Source organism: Acidovorax sp. AC410 (genome assembly GCF_979253235.1).
This window is the reverse complement of sequence record NZ_CEEDCG010000001.1, coordinates 2518339-2531436: the sequence shown is the minus strand read 5'-3', so window position 1 is coordinate 2531436 and position 13098 is coordinate 2518339. Positions and strand designations below refer to the sequence as shown.

Genomic DNA, 13098 nt, shown 5'->3' with positions numbered 1-13098 from the left:
ATTCAACCCATTTGAAGAAGAGGAACGCCATGACGACCACCCAGCCAACGATCTCCCGCCTCATCCCCCTGGCCGGCACCATCGCCGCCGCAGCCCTGCTGACGGCCTGCGGCTCGATGATGGGCTCCAGCAGCGGGCCCATGTTCTCGCAGGACAGCCTGCCCGACACCGTGAAGGTGCCTGGCGGCAACAAGGTCGCCATGGAAACCGTGGGCGTGGGCGAGATCACCTACGAATGCCGCGACAAGGCCAACGCGCCTGGCCAGACCGAATGGTTCTTCGTGGGCCCCAAGGCCGTGCTCAATGACCGTGGCGGCAAGCAAGTGGGCACCTACTACGGTCCGCCCGCCACCTGGGAATCGAAGGACGGATCCAAGCTGACCGCCACACAGGTGGCAGTGGCCCCGGCCGGTGCCGGCAACATCCCCTACCAACTGGTCAAGGCCAACCCGGCCATGGGTTCGGGTGCCATGACGGGCGTGACCTACATCCAGCGCGTGGCCTTGAAGGGTGGCGCAGCCCCCGCTGCCGCCTGCAGCGCCGCCAACAAGGGCGAGCGCCAGATCGTGAAGTACCAGGCCGACTACATCTTCTGGAAGGCAGCGTAAGACACCGCCTGCCATTGCAGGCGTGTACGCATTCCCTTGCGGTACAGGGGATTGCGCGTGGATTCAGGAGCTTCTCGGCTACGATGCATTCACGCTCTGGGCCCGCGCGCTGCGCGGTGCCCAGCCACCGAACCGACCGTGCCAAGCCCCTCGCAACCTGTGCCTGACACCCCTGGCGATTTTGACTACGAAGCGGCCCTGGCCGGCTGCGCCGCCGGCGACCGCCAGGCCATGCGCCAGCTGTACGAGCACGAGGGCCCACGCATGCTGGGCGTGGCCCTGCGCATCGTGCGCCAGCGGGCACTGGCCGAGGACATCGTGCACGACGCCTGCGTGAACATCTGGAGCCGGGCCACGGGCTATGACGCAGCGCGCGGCAGTGCGCGCGGCTGGATCTACAGCGTGGTGCGCCACCTGGCGCTGAACGCCGTGCGCAACGCGCGCCGCCATGTCGACATCGACGAAGAAACCACCCACACCCTGGAGGCCGACATGTCCGTGCAGGCCTTCCATGACGCCGCCAGCAGCTTCGAGCTGAACACCAGCCTGGGCCGCCTGCAGCACTGCCTGGAGGCTCTGGAGCCGGCACAGCGCAACTGCGTGCTGCACGCCTATGTGGAAGGCTGCTCGCACGGCGAGATTGCCGAACGCCTGGGCGCGCCACTGGGCACCGTGAAGGCCTGGATACGGCGCAGCCTGACCTCGCTGCGGGATTGCATGGCATGAGCACGCCCTACCCCGAAGACCCGAACGACGACCTGCAGGTGCTGGCCGGCGAGTACGTGCTGGGCACCCTGCCCGCGGCCGAGCGCCTGGCCGTCTCGCAGCGCCTGGCCACCGAGCCTGCGCTGCAGCAGGCGGTGAACGACTGGGAGGAGCGGCTGCTGCCCCTGACCCAGCTGGCCGAGCCCGTGCCCCTGCCCCCCCACCTGGCTTCGCGCATCGAGGCATCCCTGCAAGGCATGCGCCAGCAGACCAGGGCGCAGGCTGCGCCCGTGGCAACAATGCCCCCGCGCAGCCGCTCCGGCGGCTGGTGGAACCACCTGGGTCTGTGGCGCGCCCTCGCCGGATCGGGCTTTGCCATGGCCGCCGTGCTGGCAGCGGTACTCGTCACCCGCACCGCGCCCGTGGCAGCGCCGCCGAAGTTCATGGTGGTGCTGGTGGCACCGCAGGACAAGGCGCCCGGCTGGGTGGTGCAGGCCAGCTCGCCACAGCAGATCAGCCTGATCCCGCTGGGCGTGGCCGAAGTGCCTGCCGACAAGGCGCTCGAGTTCTGGACCAAGGCCGACGACTGGAACGGCCCCGTCTCCCTGGGCCTGGTCAAACCCGGCCAGCCGCTGCAGGTACAACTCGACAAGCTGCCGCCACTGCAGCCCAACCAGCTCTTCGAGCTGACGCTGGAGCCGCCCACGGGCTCGCCCATCGGCAAGCCCACGGGCCCCATCCAGTTCATCGGTCGGGCGGTCAAGGTACTCTGACCTGGCCCCGTGCGCTGGCGCCCCGGGCCCGTCTCAATACTGCTTGTAAGGCAGGAACTTGCCCGAGAGGACCACATTCACCCGGTCGCCCTTGGGATCAGCCTCGCGCGTGATGTCCATGCTGAAGTCGATGGCGCTCATGATGCCGTCGCCGAACTCCTCGTGGATCAGCTCCTTGATGGTCGTGCCGTAGACGCTCACGATCTCGTACCAGCGGTAGATCAGCGGGTCGGTGGGCACGGGCGTGGGCAGCGAGCCCTTGTACGGCACGACCTGCAGCCACTTCTGCTCTTCGGCCGTGAGGCCGAAGATCTTGCCCAGCACCTTGGCCTGTTCGGGCGATGCGGTCATCTGGCCCAGGCACAGGGCGGTGGTCCATTCCTTGGACTGGCCGACCTTCTTGGCAATGGCGTCCCATTGCAGGCCTTTCGAGACTTTGGTGCTGATGATCTTTTCGGTGACGTCGTTGCGGTTCATGTTGGCTCCTTTGGGTTTGGACGTTGGAACAGGGGGCAAAATTCAGGGTGCAGATCTCCCCGGCCGCCCATGCAGGCGACCCGGCGGGGCGGTCTCTGGCGGGGTCAGTGGGCCTTGGCCCGGGTCACGAGAAAGTCCACGATGTGGTTGCGCAGCGCGTAGTAGCCGTCCAGGTGGTGCAGGCTGCTGCGCGTGCGTTCGCGCGGCAGGGGGTTCACCACCACCTCGGCGATGCCGCCCGGGTGGTAGCCCGCGGGCGACTCGTTGCCGTTGCTCATGAGCAGGATGCGGTCGGCCAGCAGGATGGCCTCGTCCACGTCGTGCGTGATCATGAACACCGTCTGCTGCGTCTGGCGCACGATGGCCATCAGCTCGTCCTGGATGGTGCCGCGCGTGAGCGCATCGAGCGCGCCGAAGGGCTCGTCGAGCAGCAGCATCTTGGGCTGGATGGAGAAGGCGCGCGCAATGCCCACGCGCTGCTTCATGCCGCCCGACAGCTGCGAGGGCTTCTTGTCGATGGCCGGCGACAGGCCCACCAGGGCGACGAACTTCTCCACATGCGCATCGACTTGGGGCCTCTTCCAGTCGGGCCAGCGCGACTTGACGGCGAAGGCGATGTTCTGGCGCACGGTGAGCCAGGGCATGAGTGCATGGCTCTGGAACACCACGCCCCGGTCCAGGCTGGGGCCGGCCACTTCGCGCCCGTCCATGATGACGGTGCCCGAGGTGGCGGTATCCAGGCCCGCCAGCACGTTCAGGATGGTGGTCTTGCCACAGCCCGAGTGGCCGATGATGCAGACGAACTCGCCCTTGTCGAGCGTGAACGACACGTCGGCGAACACCGGCTTGGCCGGCACGTAGGCCTTGCTCAGCCGGTCGATCTGGAGGAAGCCTTGGGTCACGGAAGAGGCCTTTCGTTGCGGTGCGTCAGGGGCGGATGCAGCGGGGCGCTGGGCGACGTCACTCCACATAGGTCACCACCTTCTGCAGTTGGCCGAAGGCCAGGTCGAGCAGCATGCCGACCACGCCGATCACCAGGATGGCGAAGATCACGTTGGTCAGCGACAGGTTGTTCCACTCGTTCCAGACGAAGTAGCCGATGCCCGTGCCGCCCACCAGCATCTCGGCGGCCACGATCACCAGCCAGGCGATGCCCATGCTGATGCGCATGCCCGTGAGGATGGTGGGCGCCGCTGCCGGCAGGATCACCAGGAAGGCCTTGCGCAGGGGGTTGACCTGCAGCGTGGCCGAGACGTTGAGCCACTCGCGCTTGACCGAGGCGACGCCGAAGGCCGTGTTCACCAGCATCGGCCAGACCGAGCAGATGAAGATCACGAAGATGCCCGAGATCGACGAATCCTTGATGGTGTAGAGCGCCAGCGGCATCCACGCCAGCGGGCTGATGGGCTTGAGCACCTGGATGAACGGGTCGAACGCGCGGCGCAGCAGCGGCGACATGCCGATGATGAAGCCCAGCGGTATCGCCACCAGGCAGGCCAGGCCGAAGCCCAGCGCCACGCGGCCCAGCGAGTGCGCGAGCTGGATGGCGATGCCCTTGTCGTTGGGCCCGTTGTCGTAAAACGGGTTGGACACATGGCCCCACACCGTGGTGCCCATCTCGCCGAGCGAGGGGAAGCCGCTGCTCTTGGTGCCGGCGCCCGGGTCCTTGCCCATCATCTTGGCGTACTCGATCTGTTCCGCCGTCATGCCCGCCGTGCTGTTGGCGGGGCCCGACGACGCCGTGGCCGCGTACCAGATGCCCAGAATGGCCAGGAAGATCAGCACGGACAACAGGCCCGCGCGCAGGTTGAGGTTCTTGGAACTTGCCATGTCAAATCTCCGTGCGCTGCACAAATCCACCAGCCCGCGAAACGGGCAGGGCCGAAGCCAGTGCCCCCGCGCAAGGGCCGCCCCGCCGCGCTGGGGGCGTCCCCCTCCCGCACTGCGCAGCAATGCGAGAGAGGGGTGAAGGCGCGAAGCGACTCAGGGGGTGCTTCATTTCATGTCACCTTGCGGATCGGGAAACTTTTCGCGTACTCGGCAGCCTTGGCGGCATCGAACTCGCGGCCCATGATCTTGAACTTGGGGTAGGCGCCATCGGGCACCTTCTGGTCCAGCGCCTTCATCTGCTTCTTGGCGTCGGTGATCAGGAAGACCTTCTCGGCGATCTGCTTGTAATCCACGTCGCCCTTGACGTAGCCCCAGCGCTGCATCTGCGTGAGCATCCACACGGCCATGCTCTGCCAGGGCATGGGGTCGAAGTCGGCGCGGTCGGGCACGTTCTGGATCTTGCCCAGGCCGTCGGCGAACTTGCCGGTGAGCACCTGGGTGAGCACCGCCTCGGGCTGGTTCAGGTAGGCCTGCGGCGCGATCACCTTGGCGATGAGCTCGCGGTTGGCCGGGTCGCGCGCCATGGCGGCAGAGGTGAGCACCGCGCGGTACAGCGCGGCGAAGGTGTTGGGGTTCTTCTGGATGAACTCGGTGCTGGTGCCGAAGGCGCAGCAGGGGTGGCCGTTCCACAGGTCCTTGGTGAGCAGGTGGATGAAGCCCACTTCCTCGAACACGGCGCGCTGGTTGAACGGATCGGGCCCCAGAAAGCCGTCGATGTTGCCCGCGCGCAGGTTGGCCACCATTTCGGCCGGAGGCACCACGCGCAACTGCACGTCGGTGTCGGGGTTCAGGCCGGCCTCGGCAAGGTAGTAGCGCAGCAGGAAGTTGTGCATGCTGTACTCGAACGGGATCGCGAACTTGAAGCCCTTCCAGTTCTTCGGGTCGCGGTTGTCCTTGTGCTTGAGGCTCATCGTGATGGCCTGGCCGTTCACGTTCTGGATGGTGGCCACGTTCATCGGCGTGGCGTTGGAGCCGAGGCCCATGGAGATCGCCAGCGGCATGGGCGACAGGAAGTGCGTGGCGTCGTACTCCTTGTTGATCATCTTGTCGCGGATCAGCGCCCAGCCTGCCGTCTTGGTGACTTCGACATTCAGGCCCTGCTTGCTGTAGAAGCCCAGCGGGTGGGCCATGATCAGCGGCGTGGCGCAGGTGATCGGGATGAAGCCGATCTTCAGGTTGGTCTTCTCCAGCGCGCCTTTTTCCTGTGCCATGGCCTGCATGCTGGCCACGGGCAGCACGCTGGCAATGGCCGCCATGGCCGTGCCCTTGCCCACCGCCTTGATGAAGCGCCGGCGCACCGCGTCCTGCGGGAACAGCGCCTTGACCAGGGTGGCTTCGATGAACTCGTTGCTGTAGGCCTCGAATTCGCTGGTCAGGCTGCGCTGGCGCAGGGTGGCGGCGGCAGCGTCGGCAGACACTTCGGCATGGTGGTCTGCGGCCGAATGGTCGCGGCCGCAGCTGCACTTGAGCATCAACGGGCGGTCGGCATCGAAAGGCGAGAAGAATTCGGACATGGCACACCTCGGAGAAGTTGGTGCCAGGCTCTACGCAAGGCACGGGCCAGTTGCCGCCCGTACCGGCCCGCCGTCGTGAATTCGTGGGTGCCGTGTCTACAGCGTGTAGGGGCAGCCCTACAAATCGGCCCGGCAGGGCCCGAAAATCACTCCGCAGGCGTGCCGCGCGCCAGCAGCGCGAGTTCCACGTCGTTGCGCGCGCCGGTTTTTTCGAGGATGCGGGCGCGGTAGGTGCTCACCGTATTGGGCGCGAGCTTGAGCTGTGCACCAATTTCGCCCACGCTCTGCCCCGCCGTGAGCAGGCGGAACACCTGGTGCTCCCGGTACGATAGCGCGTCCACCCCGGCTGGCATGCCCTGCTGGGCCGCCCGCACCACCCCGGTGCGCTCTACCGCGCCTGCCAGCGCCTGGGCCGTGGCCTCCGTGAGGTAGCGGCCACCGGCCGCCACCTTGCGCACGGCGGCCACCATGTCGTCGGGGTCGGCGCTCTTGTGCAGGTAGCCGGCCGCGCCCATCTGGATGCAGCGCACCGCGTACTGCCGCTCGGGGTAGGTGCTGAGCATCAGCACCGCCAGGGCCGGCCAGGCCTTGCGCAGGGCCTGCAGCACCTCCAGTCCGTCCATGCCCGGCATGGCGATGTCGAGCAGCACCAGGTCGATGCCGGCCGTGCCGCCGAGGGCTGCCACCTGGTCCAGTACCTCCTGGCCGTGCGTGGCCTCGGCCGCCACCACGATGTCGGGCAGGCCGTTGGCCGGGTCGCCCAGCACCTGCTTCAAGCCCTCGCGCACGATGCGGTGGTCGTCGCCAATGAGCACGCGCACCGGGGCGCTCATGGAGCCATCTCCAGCGGAATGCTCAGCTGCAGGCACGAGCCTTCGCCCGGCTCGCTGGTGATGTGCAACTGCCCGCCCAGCTGCCGCGCACGCTCGCGCATGCCCATGACGCCATAGGCCGTGGGCGCTTCGAGCGCCTGGCGCGTGGCGCCCACTCCGTTGTCCTGCACACGCAACTGCAATTGGTCGTCCTCAATGTCGATGCGGATGGCAATGGCGCTGGCCTGGGCATGCCGCCCGACGTTGCTCAGCATCTCCTGGAAGATGCGGAACACCGCGATGGCAGCCGGCTCGGGCAGGTGCAGCGCCTGGGACACCTCCATCTGCCAGCGCAGCTGCAATTCTGCCGACTGCACAAATTCCTGCGCCTGCCACTCCAGCGCCGCCCACAGGCCCTGGTGGTCCAGGATGCTCGGGCGCAGGTCGGTGATGATGCGACCCACGTTGTCCACCGCATTCTCGATCAGGCGGCTCATGTTCTGGCACTTGCAGCGCATCTGCTGGCGCATGTCGCCTGCGGCCTCGGGGGTGCGCTCGCCCTGCTCGCCCAGGCGCTTGTGCAGCCAGTTGACGTCCATCTTGAGGGCCACGAGCAGGCTGCCCAGCTCGTCATGCACCTCGCGCGCGATGCGCGTGCGCTCGTCCTCGCGCACCTGCTCGGAATAGGCCGAGAGTTCGCGCAATTGCCCCAGAGCCTGCGACAGCTCCTGTGTGCGCGCGGCCACCCGGCGCTCCAGCTCGTCGTTGGCGCGGGCCAGTTCGTCGTGGGCGCGCTGCAGCTCGCCGGCGGCACGCTTGCGCTCGGTGATGTCGACGAAGGTGATCACCGCGCCATGCACCCGGCCGTCCTCCATGATGGGGTGGCTCGAATACTCCACCGCGAAGGCCGAGCCATCGTGGCGCCAGAACACCTCGCTGTCCACCCGGCACGGCAGTCCGCTGCGAAAAGCGTTGAAGATCGGGCAGTCGCTGTCCGCGTAGGGGCTGCCGTCAGGGTGCGAGTGGTGGGTGAGCGCGTGCATGTTGCGCCCCATCACGTCGCCCGCAGCCAGGCCGAGCATGCGCGCGCCGGCCTGGTTGATGAACACGCAGTCGCCCGCCAGGTCGATGCCGAACACGCCCTCGCCCGTGGATTCGAGCAGCAGGCCCAGCCGCTCGCGCCACAGCGCATGGGCGGTGGGAGGCAGGTGCAGGACGTTGTTGGCGCTCATGCCCCGGGGCACAAGCAATGGGCATGCCCGGCCGATGCACAGCACAATAGGGGCATGCAAGCCGCCACCCCATCGACCCCGCTTCCACCACCCACGCCATCCGTGTGGATGCCTCCCTCGCTGTCCGCGCGCTGGTGGCCTGTGTTCCTGCGCAACCTGCTGGTCTGGCGCAAGCTGGCCATCCCCAGCCTGGTGGGCAACATCGCCGAGCCACTGATGTGGCTGGTGGCCTTCGGCTACGGCATGGGGGCCCTGGTGGGGCAGGTGAACGTGGCCGCGGAGGGTGGCATGACGAAGGTGCCCTATATCCTGTTCCTGGCCAGCGGCTCCATCTGCATGAGCGCCATGAATGCCGCGAGTTTCGAAGCGCTGTACTCCGCCTTCTCGCGCATGCATGTGCAAAAGACCTGGGACGGCATCATGAACGCGCCCGTGCGGCTCGACGACGTGGTGCTGGCCGAGATGCTCTGGGCGGCGTTCAAGGCGCTGTTCACCGTGACCGCCATCCTTGGGGTGATGCTGGCGCTGGGCATCAGCCACAGCCCCAAGCTGCTGGTGGCCTGGCCGGTGCTGCTGGGCGTGGGCATCATGTTCTCGAGCATTGCGCTGATCTTCAACGCGCTGGCCAAAGGCTACGACTTCTTCACCTATTATTTCACGCTGGTGCTCACGCCGATGATGTTCCTGTCAGGCGTGTTCTTCCCGCGCGAGCAGTTGCCCCCCATCGTGCGTGACATCTCGGACTGGCTGCCGCTGACCAATGCCGTGGAGCTGGTGCGCCCGCTGTTCATGGACCAGTGGCCCGCCCATCCCTGGCGCCATGGCCTGGTGCTGGTGGTGACCACGGTGGTGGCCTTCTGGGTGGCACTGGCGCTCACGCGCCAGCGCTTTCGCAGCTAGCTGGCAAGCACGAGCCTGTCAGACCTTGGCCAGGCCTTCGTCCAGCGTCTGGGTCACGGCGAACAGGGTCAGGAAGCCGCTCATGTCGAACACCTCGCGCACCATGTCGCTCAGGCCGACCAACACCAGCTTGCCCTTGCTGGCACGCAGCTTCTTGCCGGCGAGCAGCACCACGCGCAGGCCGGCGGAACTGATGTAGTCCAGCGCTGAGAGATCGAACACCACGCGCTGCGTGCCGGCTTCGAGCTGCTCGGTGACCACGCGCTCGAGTTCGGGCGAGCTGCTGCTGTCGAGGCGGCCGCGCGGGCGCAGGATCAAGATGTCGTCGCGGCGCTCCTGTTCGAGGTTCATGGGCGCAATCCTTTGAATCGTGGCTGGGAAAAGAAGTCCTGGAACTCAGGCTCGGCCCATTGTAGGGGCCGCACCGCGGCGCACGGCCGGCGCATCAGTTCGCGGCGGCCTGCTTGGGCACGTTGATCACCTCGGCCACATTCAGCAGCAGCATGGGCGGATACAGGTCCAGCGCCTGCACCGTGCGCATGTTGACCAGCAGCGAGAAGCGCTGCAGCGTCGAGGCCGCAATCGACTGGGGCGGCTTTTTCTCGACCAGGATCTGGCGCGCCATGGAGCCGGCGTAACGGCCGATGTTGGAGCCATTGGAAAACAGCCCGAACAGGCAGCCCGACTGGCGCACGATGCTCTCGGTCGCGCAGAAGGTCGGCAGCTTGTTCTGCAACGCGGCGGTGGTGACGGCATCGCGGTGCGTGAAGGCCAGGAAAGTGATGGGACCGACATAGAGGAAGTCGGCCTTGCGCTCGGCCAGGGTCTGGATCTGCGGGGCGATCTGCGCGGCGTCCGGGCCGCCCTGGGGCAGCAGCGGCAGGCTGGCCTCGATCACCTCGAAGTTCTGCGTGCGCGCCAGTTCCTTGAGCCGGTCGCGGATCAGGCCAGAGTTGGGCTCGGCCGGATTGTGCAGGTAGCCCAGGCGCGTGAACGGGCGGTAGGCACGGATGGCGTTGAGCTGCACCGGCAGCGGCGCCACGTGGCTCACACCCGTGACGTTGCGGCCGTGGTCGTCGAGCGTGCGCAGCAGGCCCGCGCCCACCGGGTCGGTCACTTCGGTGAAGACGATGGGCAGGTCGCGAATCGCATCGTCCTTGCCCGCCTGGTCATGCCGGCCCGCCAGGGCAAGGGTGGTGGGCGTGCCCCAGGCGTAGACCAGGTCGGGGCGCGCCGCACGCACCTTGGCGCGCAGCTCGGGAATGTCTTCGCTGCGGCCCGAGAAGCGGATGTTCACGTACTGCACGGGCACATCCTGGCGTTGCAGGTAGCCGGTGAAACCCGCCTCGATGTTCTGGTCGTCGCGCGGCAGCACCATGGCGACGGTGAAGCGCTTGGTCGCGGCTGCCACGCCAGCGGCCGCCGCGTTTGTGGCGCTCTGTGCAACAGCGGCAGAGGTGCCCAGCAGGGCACAGGTGGCCCCGGCGGCGATGAGGATGCGGCGCAGGTTCATCGAAGTTCTCCAGGAGGTCATCAGGCAGCCGTGGCGGCCTGGATACGGGGGTTGCGCAGGCCGGCGGCCAGGCTCAAGGTCGTCACCGACAGCAGCAGGCCCACGGCCACCACTGCTCCGGCATAACCGAAGGCGGTCACGGCGACCGCAGTGACAAAGGGCGCGACGATGCTGCCGCCGCGCTCGATCAGCCGGAACGCAGCCAGCGCCTGCTCGGGCGTGGCGGTCGCGCGGCTCGCATCCACGCCCTCGAAGGCCTCGGTCGTCAGCGCGATCTGCGGTGAGGACTGCAGCGCCTGGCCCAGGCCCAACAGCGCGCAGCAGGCGGCCATGCCCCAGACACCGCCCAATGCCGGCAGCGACAGGCAGGCCAGCACGCTGAACACGCCGCCCGCCACGATGAAGGGCTTGCGCTGCCCGAGCAGGTCCGACCAGTGCGCCACCAGCGAGGCGGAGAGCGCAAAGCACAGGAAATACAGCAGCAGCACCCGACCCGCAACCGCAGGCGGCTGCTGCAGCTCGTTCATGTACAGGGGCACCACCACGGAGAGAATCGTCACGGCTACCAGGCGGCCCGGCAGGGCCGCGCCCAGGATCACCCAGATGGCGCGCGGTTCACGCAGCACCGCCATGTAGCCGCGCCAGCCGCCGGAGGTGGCCAGGCCGCGCTGGGCTGCGGCGCTGCCTTCGGGCACGGGCAGCGACAGGCGCAAGGCGGCCAGCAGGGCGCCGACCATGCACAGCGCGCAGGCCAGGAAACCGATGCCGTCGCCGGCGCGCGCGGCGATCATGCCGCCGAAGGGTGGGCCGACGATGCCCGCCGCCACGATGGCCGCAGCCACTTCGGCAAGGCCCCGCGCGCGCTGTTGCGGCGGCGTGATGCGCACGATGGCTGTCTGCACCAGGATCAACGCCAGGCCGTAGGCCGCGCCACCCAGGGCGCGCAGGCCGATCAGGGTCCAGGCATCGGTCGCCCAGGCGGTGCCCGCCAGGGCCAGCGTGCCGGCCAGGGCCGCCAGCATCAGGCTCCAGCGCAGGTCGAAGCGCCGGGCCAGCGCCGGCCCGGCCGGCTGGGCCAGGGCCAGCGTGGCCATGAAGGCGGCGACGGGCAATCCGGCCACCATGGTGGGCGACAGCGCGGCATCGATGGGCCGCACCTCGCTGGCGAACACGGTAAAGAAGGGGCGCAGCAGCTCTTCGGACAGGGCCACCAGGAACACCGTCAGGCGCAGCAAGGTGAGCTGGGCACCGACCTGGGGCGCTTCGGCTGTGGCGCCGTCGCTGCGCGCTGCGCGAATCAGCTGTGCCCGGCATTCGTCCGCGTCGCGGTCGTGTGCCTGGGCGCTTTCCTGGTCGATGGCGTGCTTTTTTTGCCAGCGGCGCTGCAGCCCTTGCCACAACCGGGCCTGCACATACGCGGCCAGCGGGAACAGCAGCGAGCGGCGCCACAGGCCGCGCGCGAGTTCGCGCACCAGCACGGCGGCGATCACCAGGGCCAGCACCAGGTCGATCAGCATGCCCGCGAGCTGCCGGTCCACGAAGTCGACCGGGTAGCCAACGACCACCGCGCCGTCGCCGGCCTTGAGCGTGCGGCGCGGAAAATCGGACGCGCTGTCGCGGGCCTGCGAGGGCACGTCGCTGCCCCAGGTGGAATTTTGCGCCGGGCCGCCGGGTGGCTGCAGCGCCAGGTAGCTCAGCTCGGGCGCTTCGACCAACTGCTGCCGAAAGAGTTCGTCCACCCCGTTCATCGCGGTCCAGGGCACCCCGAGCGACAGCGCGCGGGCGACCTGGGCCGACAGCGCACGGCCCACGGCGTCGGCGTTCTCCTGGATCTGCGCCGTGACCGCCGGGCGCGCTGCCTCGCGCGCGATCCACAGCATCGCGGCGGGTGCCACCAGCACGCTGAAGACCACGGCCAGCCAGAGTTTCCGGGCGGAGTTGGGTGTGGCCTGTGCCCCGTTGCCATGGCCGATGCCGCGCATCGAGGTCATGACGCGCGTGCTCCAGCGCAGCAGCAGCCACCAGGTGATCACCAGGGCCAGCAGCATCAGCGGCAGGGCGCGCAGCACCATGTCGAGCGCGACGCCCCGGGCCTGGGCGCGCACCTCGGCCGGGTCGAGCGCGCCCCACAGGGTCGCGGCCGGCGCGCCGGTGGAATCGAAAATGGCCGCGCCTATCCACGCGTAACGGCCGGTATTGCGCACCACGGGGGCATGGCCCGGCCCGGCGTCGATGACGGCCTGTCTCCAGCGGGGCGCAATGGTGGAATGCAACGCGGCATCGCCCGAGCGCAGCACGGCCTCGCCGCGGTCGGTGTCGATGAAGACCCCGCGCAGCGGGCTGCCCGCTGCACCCAGGCGCGTGATCCGTTCGGGCAACACGGTCTGGTCGGCCACCGAGACACCGAAGCGCAGCCCGGACTCGGCCTCGTCGGCCACCTGGCGCAGCAGGCGCACGGTACGGTCCTGTTCGAGCTGGGTCAGCAGTTGCTCGGTCCGCCAGGCGATCAATACCAGGGACAGGCCAAACAGCACCAGCGCGAAGATCGACGCGAACATCAGCGATTCGCGCCGCAAGCGCCGCTGCAGTGCCGTTACATCGATTTCCGGGCCGGGCGTTGTGTTGATCGTGTCGGTCATGGAAGTGCCTCCTCGGTAAACCGGTTTTGTCGGAT

At 68.1% G+C, this 13098-nt stretch carries 13 protein-coding genes; 4 read left to right on the top strand and 9 right to left on the bottom strand.

Annotation, left to right across the window (positions count from 1 at the left end; genetic code table 11):
* The first annotated feature begins 29 nt into the window (after positions 1-29).
* The 3 genes from AC0IZS_RS11825 (at position 30) to AC0IZS_RS11815 (ending at position 2086) form a co-directional block, all read left to right on the top strand.
* On the top strand, positions 30-608 hold the full coding sequence (locus tag AC0IZS_RS11825) for a DUF3455 domain-containing protein (RefSeq protein WP_471635785.1): 579 nt from the start codon (positions 30-32) through the stop codon (positions 606-608).
* Positions 609-767: 159 nt separating this feature from the next.
* Positions 768-1334 carry a sigma-70 family RNA polymerase sigma factor gene (locus AC0IZS_RS11820; RefSeq protein ID WP_471635784.1) on the top strand — a complete coding sequence of 189 codons (567 nt, stop codon included), beginning with the start codon at positions 768-770 and terminating at the stop codon, positions 1332-1334.
* Entirely contained in the window at positions 1331-2086 is a 756-nt protein-coding gene (locus AC0IZS_RS11815) for an anti-sigma factor (RefSeq protein WP_471635783.1), read from the top strand. The genes AC0IZS_RS11820 and AC0IZS_RS11815 overlap by 4 nt, the downstream gene beginning before the upstream one ends.
* Positions 2087-2119: 33 nt before the next feature.
* Here the strand turns inward: AC0IZS_RS11815 and cynS are convergent, their stop codons facing one another.
* The 6 genes from cynS to AC0IZS_RS11785 form a co-directional block, all read right to left on the bottom strand.
* Complete coding sequence (gene cynS, locus AC0IZS_RS11810) at positions 2120-2563, bottom strand: cyanase (RefSeq protein ID WP_057199926.1); 444 nt, start codon at positions 2561-2563, stop codon at positions 2120-2122.
* 104 nt (positions 2564-2667) lie between these two features.
* Positions 2668-3534 carry an ABC transporter ATP-binding protein gene (locus AC0IZS_RS11805; protein WP_471635782.1) on the bottom strand — a complete coding sequence of 289 codons (867 nt, stop codon included), beginning with the start codon at positions 3532-3534 and terminating at the stop codon, positions 2668-2670.
* Positions 3524-4393 carry a nitrate ABC transporter permease gene (gene ntrB / locus AC0IZS_RS11800; RefSeq protein ID WP_471635781.1) on the bottom strand — a complete coding sequence of 290 codons (870 nt, stop codon included), beginning with the start codon at positions 4391-4393 and terminating at the stop codon, positions 3524-3526. Before ntrB ends, AC0IZS_RS11805 begins: the two co-directional genes overlap by 11 nt.
* A 170-nt stretch (positions 4394-4563) precedes the next feature.
* Positions 4564-5967 carry a CmpA/NrtA family ABC transporter substrate-binding protein gene (locus tag AC0IZS_RS11795; protein ID WP_471635780.1) on the bottom strand — a complete coding sequence of 468 codons (1404 nt, stop codon included), beginning with the start codon at positions 5965-5967 and terminating at the stop codon, positions 4564-4566.
* 146 nt (positions 5968-6113) lie between these two features.
* Positions 6114-6800, bottom strand: coding sequence for a response regulator (locus AC0IZS_RS11790; RefSeq protein ID WP_471635779.1), 687 nt, complete (start codon positions 6798-6800; stop codon positions 6114-6116).
* Entirely contained in the window at positions 6797-8011 is a 1215-nt protein-coding gene (locus AC0IZS_RS11785; RefSeq protein ID WP_471635778.1) for a sensor histidine kinase, read from the bottom strand. Before AC0IZS_RS11785 ends, AC0IZS_RS11790 begins: the two co-directional genes overlap by 4 nt.
* Positions 8012-8065: 54 nt before the next feature.
* Here AC0IZS_RS11785 and AC0IZS_RS11780 point away from each other — a divergent pair, with 54 nt between their 5' ends.
* A complete protein-coding gene (locus tag AC0IZS_RS11780; RefSeq protein WP_471635777.1) occupies positions 8066-8911 on the top strand; it encodes an ABC transporter permease in 846 nt (281 codons plus the stop codon).
* Between the two features lie 18 nt (positions 8912-8929).
* Here AC0IZS_RS11780 and AC0IZS_RS11775 read toward each other — a convergent pair whose 3' ends face one another.
* From AC0IZS_RS11775 to AC0IZS_RS11765, 3 genes are all read right to left on the bottom strand, one after another.
* On the bottom strand, positions 8930-9262 hold the full coding sequence (locus AC0IZS_RS11775) for an STAS domain-containing protein (RefSeq protein WP_322593999.1): 333 nt from the start codon (positions 9260-9262) through the stop codon (positions 8930-8932).
* A 94-nt stretch (positions 9263-9356) separates the two neighbouring features.
* Entirely contained in the window at positions 9357-10424 is a 1068-nt protein-coding gene (locus tag AC0IZS_RS11770; protein WP_471635776.1) for an ABC transporter substrate-binding protein, read from the bottom strand.
* A gap of 20 nt (positions 10425-10444) precedes the next feature.
* Entirely contained in the window at positions 10445-13063 is a 2619-nt protein-coding gene (locus AC0IZS_RS11765) for an MFS transporter (protein WP_471635775.1), read from the bottom strand.
* Positions 13064-13098 lie beyond the last annotated feature (35 nt).

Coding starts and splice junctions, on each gene's coding strand:
- AC0IZS_RS11805 (WP_471635782.1), bottom strand. CDS start 3,534: ATGTGGAGTGACGTCGCCCAGCGCCCCGCTGCATCCGCCCCTGACGCA.
- AC0IZS_RS11775 (WP_322593999.1), bottom strand. CDS start 9,262: ATGAACCTCGAACAGGAGCGCCGCGACGACATCTTGATCCTGCGCCCG.
- ntrB (WP_471635781.1), bottom strand. CDS start 4,393: ATGGCAAGTTCCAAGAACCTCAACCTGCGCGCGGGCCTGTTGTCCGTG.
- AC0IZS_RS11780 (WP_471635777.1), top strand. CDS start 8,066: ATGCAAGCCGCCACCCCATCGACCCCGCTTCCACCACCCACGCCATCC.
- AC0IZS_RS11770 (WP_471635776.1), bottom strand. CDS start 10,424: ATGAACCTGCGCCGCATCCTCATCGCCGCCGGGGCCACCTGTGCCCTG.
- AC0IZS_RS11825 (WP_471635785.1), top strand. CDS start 30: ATGACGACCACCCAGCCAACGATCTCCCGCCTCATCCCCCTGGCCGGC.
- cynS (WP_057199926.1), bottom strand. CDS start 2,563: ATGAACCGCAACGACGTCACCGAAAAGATCATCAGCACCAAAGTCTCG.
- AC0IZS_RS11790 (WP_471635779.1), bottom strand. CDS start 6,800: ATGAGCGCCCCGGTGCGCGTGCTCATTGGCGACGACCACCGCATCGTG.
- AC0IZS_RS11795 (WP_471635780.1), bottom strand. CDS start 5,967: ATGTCCGAATTCTTCTCGCCTTTCGATGCCGACCGCCCGTTGATGCTC.
- AC0IZS_RS11815 (WP_471635783.1), top strand. CDS start 1,331: ATGAGCACGCCCTACCCCGAAGACCCGAACGACGACCTGCAGGTGCTG.
- AC0IZS_RS11785 (WP_471635778.1), bottom strand. CDS start 8,011: ATGAGCGCCAACAACGTCCTGCACCTGCCTCCCACCGCCCATGCGCTG.
- AC0IZS_RS11765 (WP_471635775.1), bottom strand. CDS start 13,063: ATGACCGACACGATCAACACAACGCCCGGCCCGGAAATCGATGTAACG.